This window comes from Achromobacter pulmonis, from assembly GCF_021733725.1.
GTDB lineage: Bacteria > Pseudomonadota > Gammaproteobacteria > Burkholderiales > Burkholderiaceae_B > Achromobacter > Achromobacter pulmonis.
Genome location: NZ_JAIFOT010000001.1, coordinates 3,843,197 through 3,855,407 on the forward strand (window position 1 = coordinate 3,843,197; position 12,211 = coordinate 3,855,407).

At 60.8% G+C, this 12,211-nt stretch carries 15 protein-coding genes; 9 read left to right on the forward strand and 6 right to left on the reverse strand.

The window, feature by feature from the left end; genetic code table 11:
* The first annotated feature begins 156 nt into the window (after positions 1 to 156).
* Positions 157 to 993, forward strand: coding sequence for a TniQ family protein (locus tag K2W61_RS17735; protein WP_236756210.1), 837 nt, complete (start codon positions 157 to 159; stop codon positions 991 to 993).
* Positions 994 to 1,174: 181 nt separating this feature from the next.
* On the opposite strand, the gene K2W61_RS17740 is transcribed toward K2W61_RS17735, so the two are convergent.
* The 5 genes from K2W61_RS17740 to K2W61_RS17760 are packed head-to-tail and all read right to left on the reverse strand — an operon-like array spanning position 1,175 to position 5,635.
* Positions 1,175 to 1,612, reverse strand: coding sequence for a Mov34/MPN/PAD-1 family protein (locus K2W61_RS17740; protein WP_236756211.1), 438 nt, complete (start codon positions 1,610 to 1,612; stop codon positions 1,175 to 1,177).
* A 26-nt stretch (positions 1,613 to 1,638) separates the two neighbouring features.
* Positions 1,639 to 3,270, reverse strand: a complete 1,632-nt coding sequence (locus K2W61_RS17745; protein WP_236756212.1) for a ThiF family adenylyltransferase — start codon at positions 3,268 to 3,270, stop codon at positions 1,639 to 1,641.
* Positions 3,267 to 4,409: a CBASS cGAMP synthase gene (locus K2W61_RS17750; protein ID WP_336885397.1), complete on the reverse strand. Its 1,143-nt coding sequence runs from the start codon at positions 4,407 to 4,409 to the stop codon at positions 3,267 to 3,269. The genes K2W61_RS17745 and K2W61_RS17750 overlap by 4 nt, the downstream gene beginning before the upstream one ends.
* Complete coding sequence (locus tag K2W61_RS17755; protein WP_236756214.1) at positions 4,403 to 5,404, reverse strand: CBASS cGAMP-activated phospholipase; 1,002 nt, start codon at positions 5,402 to 5,404, stop codon at positions 4,403 to 4,405. Before K2W61_RS17755 ends, K2W61_RS17750 begins: the two co-directional genes overlap by 7 nt.
* A gap of 6 nt (positions 5,405 to 5,410) precedes the next feature.
* Complete coding sequence (locus K2W61_RS17760) at positions 5,411 to 5,635, reverse strand: DUF2188 domain-containing protein (protein WP_236756215.1); 225 nt, start codon at positions 5,633 to 5,635, stop codon at positions 5,411 to 5,413.
* A 286-nt stretch (positions 5,636 to 5,921) separates the two neighbouring features.
* Here K2W61_RS17760 and K2W61_RS17765 point away from each other — a divergent pair, with 286 nt between their 5' ends.
* The 7 genes from K2W61_RS17765 to K2W61_RS17795 all read left to right on the forward strand — a co-directional run bounded on the left by K2W61_RS17765 (position 5,922) and on the right by K2W61_RS17795 (position 11,298).
* The gene (locus K2W61_RS17765) at positions 5,922 to 6,314 is read left to right on the forward strand and encodes a helix-turn-helix domain-containing protein (protein WP_175140534.1); all 393 of its coding nucleotides are present in this window, start codon (positions 5,922 to 5,924) and stop codon (positions 6,312 to 6,314) included.
* Positions 6,315 to 6,316: 2 nt separating this feature from the next.
* On the forward strand, positions 6,317 to 7,186 hold the full coding sequence (locus K2W61_RS17770) for an ImmA/IrrE family metallo-endopeptidase (RefSeq protein ID WP_236757015.1): 870 nt from the start codon (positions 6,317 to 6,319) through the stop codon (positions 7,184 to 7,186).
* A 660-nt stretch (positions 7,187 to 7,846) separates the two neighbouring features.
* On the forward strand, positions 7,847 to 8,803 hold the full coding sequence (locus K2W61_RS17775) for a Bug family tripartite tricarboxylate transporter substrate binding protein (protein WP_175132632.1): 957 nt from the start codon (positions 7,847 to 7,849) through the stop codon (positions 8,801 to 8,803).
* A 2-nt stretch (positions 8,804 to 8,805) separates the two neighbouring features.
* Positions 8,806 to 9,441 carry a glutathione S-transferase family protein gene (locus K2W61_RS17780; protein WP_175132631.1) on the forward strand — a complete coding sequence of 212 codons (636 nt, stop codon included), beginning with the start codon at positions 8,806 to 8,808 and terminating at the stop codon, positions 9,439 to 9,441.
* Between the two features lie 13 nt (positions 9,442 to 9,454).
* Positions 9,455 to 10,240, forward strand: coding sequence for an aldolase (locus tag K2W61_RS17785; RefSeq protein ID WP_175132630.1), 786 nt, complete (start codon positions 9,455 to 9,457; stop codon positions 10,238 to 10,240).
* A gap of 121 nt (positions 10,241 to 10,361) precedes the next feature.
* Positions 10,362 to 10,916 (forward strand): helix-turn-helix domain-containing protein, encoded by a 555-nt coding sequence (locus K2W61_RS17790; protein ID WP_236756217.1) that lies wholly within the window; start codon positions 10,362 to 10,364, stop codon positions 10,914 to 10,916.
* A gap of 16 nt (positions 10,917 to 10,932) precedes the next feature.
* On the forward strand, positions 10,933 to 11,298 hold the full coding sequence (locus K2W61_RS17795) for a cupin domain-containing protein (protein ID WP_175132628.1): 366 nt from the start codon (positions 10,933 to 10,935) through the stop codon (positions 11,296 to 11,298).
* A 42-nt stretch (positions 11,299 to 11,340) separates the two neighbouring features.
* On the opposite strand, the gene K2W61_RS17800 is transcribed toward K2W61_RS17795, so the two are convergent.
* A complete protein-coding gene (locus tag K2W61_RS17800; RefSeq protein ID WP_236756218.1) occupies positions 11,341 to 11,712 on the reverse strand; it encodes a hypothetical protein in 372 nt (123 codons plus the stop codon).
* A 146-nt stretch (positions 11,713 to 11,858) separates the two neighbouring features.
* Between K2W61_RS17800 and K2W61_RS17805 the strand changes: the two genes are divergently transcribed.
* The gene (locus K2W61_RS17805) at positions 11,859 to 12,065 is read left to right on the forward strand and encodes a hypothetical protein (RefSeq protein ID WP_236756219.1); all 207 of its coding nucleotides are present in this window, start codon (positions 11,859 to 11,861) and stop codon (positions 12,063 to 12,065) included.
* The last annotated feature ends 146 nt before the right edge of the window (positions 12,066 to 12,211 follow it).

Below are 12,211 nucleotides of genomic sequence, written 5' to 3' on the forward strand. Positions count from 1 at the left end.
CGACTGGTATACGAAGGCCGAGCCTCGAATAGCTTCGCCATAAGTTGTCGTTGTTTAGAAGGGTTGGACGTAGTGATAGTAGTCAAGCCGGCGCCTGGAGAGTTCTATCTCGGGCACTATGCGCGAGCGTGGTGCATCAACAATCAAGGTTCTCGTATGACGCCTGCCATGGCCCGCGTTCCGCATGGGAGGCTGTCCCATTTCATCAATACCTTTCTTCCCTATCCGATTGAGGACTTCGCAAGTTCGCTTGGCATGCAGGCCGAGGCTTACTGGAGGTCGCATACGCTACAGCCCTTGTATTTCTTCACGCGTCTGTCGAGCGAGGGAGCGGTAGCTGATTGGGCCGTGTCTAAGAAAAAGTTGGGGGAGGGCTTTGGATTCACACGCGCAGAGGTGGTTCGCTACTGTCCGGCGTGCGTGGACGAGCAAAAGAAGACGTTGGGTTTTGCCTACTGGCGTCGAGAACACTTTATCCCGGGGGCTGACCTGTGCTTCGAGCATGAGCTTGCTCTTCTCGTGGTCAAGCAAGAATATCGCGCCACGGCGTTCGCGGATGCCCCTGGCGGAGGTCATGATTCAGTCGAAGATGAGACGCCCGACTTGGAAGAGGTCCGTGATTGCCCTGCCGTTCAGAGGTACCTTGCTCGGGCAGTTGACGTTCTTTGCGCGATAGCCGGCGCCGACGCGCCGGCTCTCTCGCTTCCTCAGAGAAAAACAGAGAGGAAGCAGTCTGATCTCAACGAGGACCTGTTGCCGGTGGAAGTCATAGACAAATTGCGGCGGTCGGTACCAGATCAGTGGTTGCGAAGACATTTTCCCGCGCTGAGCGATGCTTCATCATTTCAAAAGGGGAAGTTGCGCATTAGCGACCTTCCCGGTACTGCGCTGCTCCTGCTAGAAGCGTGTGACTCGATGCTTGCAAGTCAGCGGCCTAAGGTCGAGGGTCAGTCGCTCGACGCGAGGGCTGATGATGGTAGGTTAGCTGCATAGATCTGATTTTGCATGGACGATGATCTGTTTTTTGCACGCAGAGTTTCCAGTCTTTCCTCTGTAAAGGGGTTCCGCTTGCGCTTCATTGCAGTCATTGACCTTGCATATGTGAAAGGACGCTCAGCAGAAAAAATTAAGAGATCAAGGGGGAGGCCCTGTGCACAGATTTGAGTCCCCAACTTCATTCCTCTGGCAGGAACTCCGAGCCACGCCCCCAAGCTGGGACTAGCTCGACATAAAGAGATTTTCGCCCGACGATGACGGCCAGCATAGGGCGCTTGTCCCGCCGCTTCGCGGCAAGGCGGGTCCATTCCGATCTATCAAGAGCAGAAGGACGTGGATAGTCTTCCGGGTGCGTGTGCCATTCCCCCAGATAACGGACGGTTCCCTGACTCGCAGTCCATCGAGAGAGCGCGATGGCGTCATGACCATACGGCATTCTCTCGAATAGGTAGCGAAATCGTTTGTCCCACGCCGTGGGAACCGTCGCTTGGTGGAGAAGCAAATGGGCACCGTGCACCGAACCAAGCAGAAGTCCGCCGGCTTCGCAGTCGGCATCACTGGCCTGGACATGCTGAGAGAAAGTCTCCAGCGTGGGCTCTGAAAAATGCAGCAGCATTCTTTTGTCGTGGGTGGCCCAGGAGCTCATGAATGGCATAAGGGGCAGTCCCGATCCGGAAGCGGATCGCAATCGGGCGTTGCAAGTTGATGGGAGCGATCGATCAATCTCGTTCGCAGCGCAGGAGAATAGATATCGTTTACCCAATCAAGAGCCATCTCGGCGCCCAAACTTGCTGCTTGCACCGATACTGAAGCAGGGAATGGCACATACAAACCTTCGCACCCATGCCCTGCCAGGATGACAGGAAGAGGATCCCGGGTGGAGTGGAGCTCGCCCCTTCTACTGCTGTGCCAAAGGCATCGATAGCACGCACCAGCTACGTTCGTTCTCAGAAGCCCACGGACAGTCGTTCCTGGCCCCTCTATCCATACTGAAAGCATAGGCAGCGGGGAGGGATAGCGGCCACACAACCAATGCCCTAATGACTCTTCGCCAGTAGCATCGATGAGAAAATCAATTTTCCCCAGATGTGCCTTTCTTACATCGACTGGTAGGGCTCGGATATCGGCGCCCGGCGCTAAGCGCTTGAGTTCCTTCGCCATAGCCTCGGCCTTGTTCGATAGAAGGTCCGGAAATCCTAAGCGGTGGCGCCCAATGTTCTGTGGGAGAAGGCAGTCAAAATCAACCAGTGTGATTTTTCCGCCGGATGTACCCGCCCCAGCTTTGACAAGCATATCGGCCAGATAGCCACCAATCGTTCCACACCCGACGACGGCGATGCTCTTGCCTGCTAGGATGTTTAATTTTGGAACATTTCGCTGCGCAAGATAGCGATCATCGATTCGGATCACGGAGACAGGCATCACCTTTAGTCCGTAACTTGTATCCCTACCATCGGCAAGTTTGCTCTTCCGGGATGCCTCCTGGCGATCATAGAGAACCACAAAGCCATACGTCATCAAGGGCGACTCAATGACAATCAAAACACCATTGGCCTGCGTTCGTTCACCTTCCTTGATACGCTCGTGAATCTTCCGACGACACCGCGAATCGAGAGTGCCTTGCCACGTCAAGATATCCCCAACTGTTTCTGGTGGCCAGTGCTTGGTTAGGGGCCGCGGTTGAGCCGTGGTCTTGACTCTGTAGGTCAGTACTGTTCTATCGGTAACTTTGTAGCCGAGAGAGTGCAGCTTGTTTTTTGTTCGCTCCTCGTTGTCGGTAATGAACCATAAGGGATTTCCGCTAGCCTGCGCGACAATACAACTTTGCCGCCCCAAATCCTTCCCCTGCATATCCACGAAACAGAGCCAGCCATCCCAGTAGGCGAAAAACTCCTCTGCAAGGTCGTCGACCATCTCGCCCTTCAATATCTGGCCAAACACCGAAGCCGCACGTTCTAGGCAGGCTAGGTATTGGCCGACTGGGTCGTAGATATCCAGAACAACCGTCCCCTTGGAGAGATAGCAAAGGGAACCATCTCCCCCAAGATGGGGAACGGCTTTGGGCAGCTGTGGGGGAATCTCGAGCAGTCTAATGCGAGGAAGCTCGAAGAATGTGGGATCCAGCTGGACCTCGCACGGGCAACACTCGCCCGAGCCGGGAGAAATCAAGCGCCCGTGCAACTTGACCCAGCCGTCCTTCCTCTTGCCAACAAAGTCGAAGCCTCGCTGCTTGAACGCCTCGACTACATCTGCGACCGTTACGGTGTTGCTCATCCTGCTTTCGTTCGCCCAACGAGTTCGCTCGGGCCAGCGGCGGCCGGAGCTGCCGCAATGGTGGCAGCGATGGACACCGCCTTGACCCGGTCAGGCTGATTCGGAAAACGTGGCCCGAATTCACGCTGCATCCAAATGCATGCCTGTGAGGGGCTGCCGGCGTCGGTCGCGCCGCGAAGCACCTTCTCAAAGGCCTCGAACGCCATTGCGGTATCTTCGACGCCGTCCGGGCCGAGCCGCTTGGTCAGGGACTCCGACTCCTCCACCGGATTGTTCACCCCCGCACGCAACCGGGTCGGCAATGCAGCGACGACATCGAGCAAGGCCAAGTCATCGCGTCGATCGCGCCTTTCGAAGAGAGGTGCCGCTGCGGCCATTAGCAAGATTGAAGCAGGCCCACCGGTTGGCCACCTCCAGTCACGGAACGCTTTCAAGTAACGAACCACGCGTCGGAACTGCTCGCCCTTAACCTCCACTTCGCCCAAGAACCATTCCTTCACGGGCCTGGGATCGGATGCCATCCAGTTGCATTCCCTATGGGCAAGGAGCACCTTGTCAGCGGGCAGCGCCGTCCACGCGTCCCGCTCCGCCCTGCTCATCGCCTCCGTCAGTGAGTCGAAGCCATACCGTTCCATCGAGGCCTTTGCGAGAGTGACAAATTCCTCATCGGGTATGGCATACAACGGAATATCAATGTGGGCGTATGAGGCGATGATGATGCGAATGCACGTCGGTTTGTCTGTGACAAGCTTCCAGCCCTTCTCCTCGACCAGCGGCTTCAGAGCCTCTTCCGCAGCGGCGAAGAATACGGTTGTGGCTGTGCTAGGACGCTTCGTCTGCGACACGAAACTCAGTGGTAGATAGCAGCCGTCATCTACATCCGCTTGCTGTGGACGCTGTGCCGGCGAGTTCAGCGTCTTATAGGCCCACGAACCTTGCGTGAAGAACCGAGGCTGTGGCGCTCCTTCGGTGTAGCCACGCGCCTTCAAGACGCGAGGGATGCCTGTACGCAAGCAGTCCCTGACGTCCGTACGTGCGTTAGCGATCCATTCACGCTGCTCAGGCGTCAAATCCAACTTGTCGTGCATGCACGACTCGTCTTCTACTGTAGTAAAAAAGAGCGGACTAAGGTTCAGCACGTGGCCTCCGGAACATTTTTGTTGGGGCCGTGATAGAAGATGGGCGCGCCGGCCGAGTGCGCACGAAATGGTTTAAAAAGTGGATCACCAAGCGCCCGTTGCGCCGCATGCTTTCCACGGTCCTTGAGCGTATTCGTGGCGCCAACTGAAACCCGATCCAGCGCCTTGACGTCTCTGCTTTGATCAGGTGTTGCCTTGTCGTCGATCTGAAAGTAGTTATTCCCTAACGACTGCCGCAACATATAGTCCACGGACGATTCTTGAGCAGAGATCACCAAGTCGAACAGCCCTCCGCGCCATTTGCCAAACCCACGGTCAAGACTGGCACCGCCACGGACCGTCGCGCCGATCGTCATCGTACCGATGGCGAGAACCCGAATCAGCGCGTCCGGCTTTGGCGCTAGGAATGTTCTGACCTCGTGCAACCCGAAGAGGCCAGGGGCATTGCCGACCAATCCCCCGTCTGCGAAAACGCCTCGGTCATTGCGAGCCAGTGGAAAGTAGACAGGTGCCGCAGCAGTGGCCAACGCAACGTCGACGATCTTCATGTGGTGATCCACCTCGAAGGAAGGATGGTGAGGCGTCTTGAAAAACTGCCCACGTCCCGTCGAGTAGTTGACTGCGGGCACAAGGACTCGATGCTTGAGATTACCGATAGTGGTGTCTTGGAAGCGCTCAGTCAGCACATCTCTCAATCCCACGGCGTCATGCTTCGCGCGCAGCCAGAATCCCAGGAGCCGCCTTGCAAGACTGCGGCAACCAAAAATGCGGTTGCCTTGATCTTCAAACAGCGTTTTGAGATCCTGGGCCGGTATCTCTGCAGCCAGTCCCAAAGCCAGCATCCCACCCGCCGAAGTGCCGCAGATCAGGTCGAAATGCGAAGCAATAGGACGGCCCAACACGATTTCGAGTTCGGCGAGCACCGTGGCCGTATACAAACCGCGATACCCGCCGCCCGAAAGGGCAAGCACATGGTAGGTGGGGACGTCGGTCATGGCGCCTCAGCCCTTCGGGGGGAAGGAGTCGTTGCCGTGACTGTCCTTGTCGCGGATACGGCCATCCGGGCGATGGATGACGAGTTCGGACTTCTGGTTGCGGGCAATGTCACGCCCCGCATCTATCGCTTGTTGCTGCGTGTTATGCACAGAGGTCGCCCTCTGATTGCCTGCGCCCTTGACAGCCCAACCGTCTTGGTGAGGAACAACATGCTGATTCTTACCGGCCATGGCGGCTCTCCTACAGTGAAAGCAACGAAGTCCTGGCAGTAGGCCAGGTTGTCAATGGCCGCCTGCTGTAGCACAATTCGTTGCTCAGACAGACAACAGGAAGGCCAAGCCAATTCAACCTGGAGCAGGCTTAGAACCCACATCCGTTGTCTGGCTGGACAACAATGTATCAGAGCATGTGCGACGGCGCAACTGTCATGCAACATGCACCTTTGGACACAAATGGATGTGGGACTAGAGCAACAGATGGCCATGCCGTCTCCCGCAACCGCAAGGACAAGAATTCATGCCGCAAACAGGCTTGGGCGTCGCTATCAAGACGCTACGCGAACGTAGAACTCTCTCGCTGCGTGAGATTGGCCAGCTATCGTCCGTGGACCATGCATATGTCTATCGCCTCGAAACAGGCGAAAAAACCAACCCTTCCCAAGACCTAGTCGAGAAGCTATTGAAAGTTCTGAAACCCTCGGAGAGGGACGCGGCTCTGGTGACTTGGCTCGCTGACCATGCCGATGCGGATACGAGCCTTGTCGAATTTGTGCTACAAGATCCATCTATCGGTATCGACGTATTTACGATGGCGGCGGGCGTCAGGCATCGCGGCAATGCAAGGCCCGATCCCGCCACATTGATTGCCCGAATCAAGAAGGCTCTTGAGGATGACGACGAGGACGATTGAATATGGATGAGGCGGCTGTCAGGCAGAAGGCGCGCTCGTTTGTTGCGCAAGTCGATATTGCAAACATTCGAGAGGATCTTTCTGCCTACGTAGTGGCAGCCAATGCCAAGGTCAAGAAGGATGAGCTTGGCCAGGGTGAATCCGGCTACACCCTTACCAAGCCAAGTGGGAAGCACATCATCACTGTGAACTCCCTGGAAACAGAGGAGCGCCAGCGATTCACCATTTGCCACGAAATAGCTCATATCGTGCTCGGCCTAGAGTCGAGTCATGAAGAAGTCCCGTCGTGGTCTTACGCCAAGCGACATCCTAATGAGGTAGCCTGCGACGCGTTTGCGGCCGAACTGCTGATGCCCTATCAGTCATGGCTTGCTGCCACCCCGAAGGAAGAGCCTTCTTTCGAGCTGATTCAGCACATGGCCGATTTGTTTGGTGCATCGTTTCCTGCTGCTGCGTCCAGATTTGCCACTCTCAGCGATGCCCCCTGCGCTTTTGTCACCATGGAACGCGGCGCAGTACGGTATGCAGCACGCTCTACCTCTTTGCGACAAGCCGGGGCATGGATACCTCCTAGATCGACGATCCCAGCAGGCTCAGTCGCACATCAAATCAGGTCTTCTGGAGTCAGCGCCACTGATACCGGGGAAGTCTCCCAAGACGTGTGGTTCGACAATTGGGAAAAGGGCCTTGATCTCTGGGAGCTATCGAGGCACTACGCCCGCACTGACACAACCATTTCACTACTATGGTTTGACGGTGAAGACTTGCCTGAAGTTGAAGTGAATCGTTTCGGCGCGCGAGTCGAAGACGATGGCGGCCTAGCGGAACTTACTGGAGAGCTTTCGTGGCCAGGCCGAAGCAAGCGTCGATAGCTCTCTGATCCACTGCGACCAACGTGCACCCGAGCATTCGCCCTGTTGGCTGACATGATTTGAGGCTGGCCAAACAGTGACGATCTTATCGACACCAAGTTGGAACACCTCCGTGAGGCCTTGGATCTCGCGGCGCAGTTGCTAAGTATTCCGGCTGTGTGAATGAGCCGCCGACATACAGGTGGTGCGGCGAGTATGTCAAAAAAGCGGCGTTGGTGACTGTCCGCTTGAATCCACAGCCGAAAGCCGCCACTGGCAACAAGCGCCCCGGTGTCGTCAATACAAAGCACGACGCTTCCAACTCTGACAATTCCCAACTCACAGCCGAGTGTCTCGAGACGTCCGTGTCTCCTCCGCAAAGCCCGTATTGGCATCTCCCATATCTGGGGCTTAGACCGTCGAACCAATTCGATTGCGTTTATTGCGAAGTTCGCCTTTCTTTGACCTGCAGACTGTTTATCGGCGAGGAAAAGAAGAAGATGTCCGCCCAATGGCTGGCGTTGACCACCAAAGCCAAAAGGCGAACTTCAACGAAAAAGGCGAACTTTATTCCTGCTGCTCAGGGATTCCCCCAATCACATTTCCCTTGCGGAAAATCAATGCTCTATAGGACACTTTGTGTCATAGCCGCGATTCAGCGGCGGACACAAGGGGAATCCTATGAAACGCATGATCATGGCCGCCGCCTTGGCGCTGGCCGCAAGCAGCGGCGCGCAGGCCGCTTTTCCGGATCATCCGATCCGGCTGGTGGTGCCGTTCGGCGCCGGCGGCATCACCGACATCGTGGCGCGCCAAGTCGGCAAAGGCATGGGCGATGCGCTCGGCCAGAGCGTGGTGGTGGAGAACCGGCCTGGCGCGGGCGGCGTGATCGCGGCGCAGGTGGCGGCGACGGCGCCGGCCGACGGGTATACGATCTTCATGGGCACGGTCGGCACCCAGGTGGTGAATCCGCTGATCTACGCCAAGCTCAGCTATGACCCCGACACGTTCGCGCCGGTCGGCCTGGTGTCCGGCTCGCCCTATCTGCTGGCGGTGCGCGGCGACCTGCCGGCGGCCAATTTCGCCGACTTCGTGGCGTACGCCAAGGCGCATCCGGCCAAGCTGAATTTCGGTTCGGCGGGCACGGCCAGTTCGCCGCATCTGGGGCTGGAGCTGCTTAAGATGACGGCGGGCGTGGACATCGTGCACGTGCCGTTCAAGAGCGGCAGCGAGGCGGTCAACGCGGCTATCGGCGGGCAGGTGGACGTGGTGATGGATGCCAGTCCGGTGATCATGCCGCACGTGGCCTCGGGCAAGCTGCGCGCGCTGGCGGTGGCGGCGGACCAGCGTTTGCCGTCGGCGCCGCAGGTGCCGACCGCGGCGGAGGCTGGCGACGCGGGGCTGCAGATCAGTTCCTGGAATGCTTTCTTCGCGCCGGCCGGCACACCGCCGGCGGTGCTGGAAAAGCTCAATGCGGCGCTGCGCCGGACCTTGGCCTCGCCCGATTTGAAGGCGCGCCTGGCGGCGCAGGGCACGCAGCTCTATAGCGGCGCGCCCGATGAATACCAGCGCTTCATCGCGGCCGAAAAGAAGAAGTGGGCCGGGATCGTCAAGCGCGCCGACATCAGGATGGATTGATCATGATGACTCACCCGCTGGCGGGGCAGCCGCTGGAACTGGCGGACACGTTGCGCTCAGGCAATGCCTGGAAGATCCGGCTGGCCTGCGGCTACATGGGGCTGGCGCTGACGCGCCGCACCTTCGACATCGTGCAGGGCGATCTGGAGACCGAGGAATTCGGCCGCATCAACCCGTGGCGCCAGGTGCCGGCGCTGCGCACGCCCGAAGGCGTGTGGCTGGCGGAGTCGCAGGCCATCCTGTGGTACCTGGGGCGCGGCACGCCGTGGCTGCCGGAGGGGCGCCTGGCGCAGGCGCAGGTGGCCAGTTGGCTGAGCTTCGAACAGACCCAGCACATGCATGCCTTCGCGCAGCCGCGGTTGCTGATCCACCTGCGCGGCACGGCGCAGGTGGATGAGCCGGCGATGGTCGAATGGCGCCGCGCCGGCATGCGCGCGGCGGCGTGGATGGATGCGCATCTGGCGGGCCGCGCCTTCCTGGTGGGCGAGTCCGCCACCATTGCCGACATCGCGCTGTATCCCTACACCAGCATGGCGGAGCAGGGCGGCTACGACCTGTCCGCCCTGCGCCACCTCAACGCCTGGCTGGCGCGCATGCGCGCCCTGCCGGGTTTCACGCCGTTGTTGGAAACGGCATAGCAAGGAGTCAAGCATGGCCGATACGATGCACCTGGGCAAGGATGAACTGATCGCGCGGGCGCAGGCCGAGATGCAGCGCCAGTTCGATACGCCCGACTGGACCCTGCGCGAGCGCCTGGCGCTGACCTGCCGCATTTTGTTCGACGGCGGACATGATTCGGGCCTGGCCGGCCAGATCACGGCGCGCGCGCCGGAGCCGGACCGCTACTACACCCAGAGGCTGGGCCTGGGTTTTGACGAGATCACGGCCGGCAACCTGCTGCTGGTGGACGAGGACCTGCGGGTGCAGGAGGGCGGCGGCATGCCCAATCCGGCCAACCGCTTCCATTCCTGGATCTACCGGGCGCGGCCGGACGTCAACTGCATCATCCACACGCACCCGCTGCACGCGGCCTCGCTGTCGATGCTGGAGGTGCCGCTGGAGGTCTCGCACATGGACAACTGTCCGCTCTACGGCGACGTGGCCTTCCTGAAGGATTGGCCCGGCGTGCCGGTGGGCAACGAGGAAGGCGAGATCATCTCGGCGGCGCTGGGCGACAAGCGCGCCATCCTGCTGTCGCACCACGGCATGCTGGTAGCGGCGGGCACGGTGGAAGAGGCGTGCGTGCTGGCGCTGCAGTTCGAGCGCGCCGCGCGCATGCAGTTGCTGGCGATGGCGGCCGGCGCCATCCAGCCGATTCCGCCGGCACTGGGGCGCGAGGCGCACGACTGGATCCTGACGCCTAAGCGTTCGCAGGTGGGATTTTCGTACTACGCGCGGCGGGCGCTGCGCCAGCATCCCGACGTGCTGGGCGCGTAGCCGCCCCGGCGGCAGGCTGGCGCCGGTCAGCGGCTGCCCAGGTGGGGCGGGGCGCTGAGCGACTCGACGGTTGGACGGGTTTCGGGCATGCTTAGCGGTCGTTTTCGCCATTTGCCCGCCCATGATCGACCTGCCTCACCGCCTGCGCACGCTGCGCCGCCAGCAATCCCTGTCCCTGGAACAGCTGGGCGAGCGCACGGGCCTGACCAAGAGCTATCTGTCCAAGCTGGAGCGCGGCCTGAGCGAGCCGTCGATTTCCACCGTGCTGCGGTTGGCCGAAGCCTATGGCGTGGGCGTGTCGCAGCTGGTGGGCGGCGACGGCGCGGCGCAGGACGAGGTGGTGAGCCTGGTGCGGGTGGCCGACCGCGAGGTGCTGCAGCGCCGCGGCCTGGGCAGCGAATACCATTACGAATCGCTGGCCGGGCGCCGCAAGGTCAAGGCCATGGAACCCTTCGTCGTGCACCCGCCGCGCGAGTTTCCCGACGCGGCGGCGGTGTTCCCGCATCCCGGCGAGGAATTCCTGCTGGTGCTCAAAGGGGCCATCGAGGTCCAGGTCGGCGAACGCGTGTTCCGCCTGGAAACGGGCGATTCCCTCTATTTCGATTCCGAACTGCCGCATCGCATGCGCACGGTCAGCCGCGGCGCGGCCGAGGTGCTGGTGGTGGCGGCGCATTGATTCCAAGGAAAGCGCAGTGAAGCATGATCAATCGCGGCTGGTCCGCATCGACGCCGGTCCCATGAAGAACCCCGTGCCCGGCAAGCCCAGGCGTCCCCTGTCGGGCGACGCGGCGTTCCGCACCGTGACCGCGTTCGAAGGCAATGGCGGCCGCGCCGAGGCCGGCGTATGGGAAAGCACGGCCGGCAGTTTCCAGTCCAATACCACCGGCTACATCGAGTTCGGCTACATCGTCGAGGGCGCGGCGCGCCTGGTCGATCCGGACGGCACCGTGCACGAACTGACCGTGGGCGAGGCCTTCGTCATGCCCGAGGGCTATACCGGTCGCTGGGAAGTGGACCAGTTCGTCAAGAAGATCTACTTCATCAGCCGCACGGCCTGAGGCCTGCCGGTCGCCGCCGGCCGCGGAAAGGGTGGATGGCCGTCACGGCGTTGGCCGCTGCGGATAGGCCGAGGTGCCGAAGGTGTTGCCCATGCGGTTGCCGATGGTGGCGGGCGTGGGCAGGCCCATCTGGTTGGGCGGCCGCTGCGCGATGGCCTCGGAGCCCAGCGTGGGCGGCGGCTTGGGCGTGGTGTCGGGCGCCATTTTCTGATTGAGGCAGTCGTACGACAGGGCGCGGTAGCCGTTGACCTCGGTGTCGATGCAGGCGCCGCCGGGCGCGGCCCTGGCCGCCGGCGAGGCGGCCTGGGGGACTGGCGTGGGCGTCGTCTGGGCGCCCGCCGTCAGGGGCGTTACCGCCGGCGCCACCAGTATCAGCAGGCAGGCGCGGCGCGCGGAGGGGCTGTGTGTGCGCATGCGGGTTCCTTTGAACGGGTCCAGTGGCCCGGGGCCGCCATGTCACCAGTATAGGGACGAATCGCGCCGCACAGGTGACGATTGCATGGCGGTCTGGCGTGGCGCGGATGTGGCGTGTCGCGATTGCGTCATGCACGCGCCCTGGCATGGTGCCTTTCCGTCCGAGCAGCGCGGCCTGTTCGCGCGCCAGGTTTATTTCCGCCGAACTGCGCGCCGGCGGCCGGGAATACAACGAAAAGTCCAGTCCGCGTCACGGCAGCTACCTGCGTGGCCGCCAGGCCATCGCCGCGCTGTTCCCCGGCACGACACCCTGGGCCTACGAGGGCGATGTCACGCTCTACGGCGGCCAGTGACGCGTTCGTGAGGTTTGCCGGCAAAGGGGCCGCTACCGTCACGAGCGCGTCACCCGACCGTCACATGCGGCCGCTACCATGCCGCTTCCGCCCTGCGTCCGGCCCCTCGCCGGCATGCTGTGGCCACGCCATTTTAGAGACATCGG

What these genes read in the sequence shown, in the direction of transcription:
- K2W61_RS17740 (WP_236756211.1), bottom strand. Translation starts at nt 1,612, where the DNA reads ATGCTGCTGCATTTTTCAGAGCCCACGCTGGAGACTTTCTCTCAGCAT.
- K2W61_RS17765 (WP_175140534.1), top strand. Translation starts at nt 5,922, where the DNA reads ATGCCGCAAACAGGCTTGGGCGTCGCTATCAAGACGCTACGCGAACGT.
- K2W61_RS17755 (WP_236756214.1), bottom strand. Translation starts at nt 5,404, where the DNA reads ATGACCGACGTCCCCACCTACCATGTGCTTGCCCTTTCGGGCGGCGGG.
- K2W61_RS17775 (WP_175132632.1), top strand. Translation starts at nt 7,847, where the DNA reads ATGAAACGCATGATCATGGCCGCCGCCTTGGCGCTGGCCGCAAGCAGC.
- K2W61_RS17790 (WP_236756217.1), top strand. Translation starts at nt 10,362, where the DNA reads ATGATCGACCTGCCTCACCGCCTGCGCACGCTGCGCCGCCAGCAATCC.
- K2W61_RS17805 (WP_236756219.1), top strand. Translation starts at nt 11,859, where the DNA reads ATGGTGCCTTTCCGTCCGAGCAGCGCGGCCTGTTCGCGCGCCAGGTTT.
- K2W61_RS17745 (WP_236756212.1), bottom strand. Translation starts at nt 3,270, where the DNA reads ATGAGCAACACCGTAACGGTCGCAGATGTAGTCGAGGCGTTCAAGCAG.
- K2W61_RS17800 (WP_236756218.1), bottom strand. Translation starts at nt 11,712, where the DNA reads ATGCGCACACACAGCCCCTCCGCGCGCCGCGCCTGCCTGCTGATACTG.
- K2W61_RS17735 (WP_236756210.1), top strand. Translation starts at nt 157, where the DNA reads ATGACGCCTGCCATGGCCCGCGTTCCGCATGGGAGGCTGTCCCATTTC.
- K2W61_RS17770 (WP_236757015.1), top strand. Translation starts at nt 6,317, where the DNA reads ATGGATGAGGCGGCTGTCAGGCAGAAGGCGCGCTCGTTTGTTGCGCAA.
- K2W61_RS17760 (WP_236756215.1), bottom strand. Translation starts at nt 5,635, where the DNA reads ATGGCCGGTAAGAATCAGCATGTTGTTCCTCACCAAGACGGTTGGGCT.
- K2W61_RS17780 (WP_175132631.1), top strand. Translation starts at nt 8,806, where the DNA reads ATGATGACTCACCCGCTGGCGGGGCAGCCGCTGGAACTGGCGGACACG.
- K2W61_RS17785 (WP_175132630.1), top strand. Translation starts at nt 9,455, where the DNA reads ATGGCCGATACGATGCACCTGGGCAAGGATGAACTGATCGCGCGGGCG.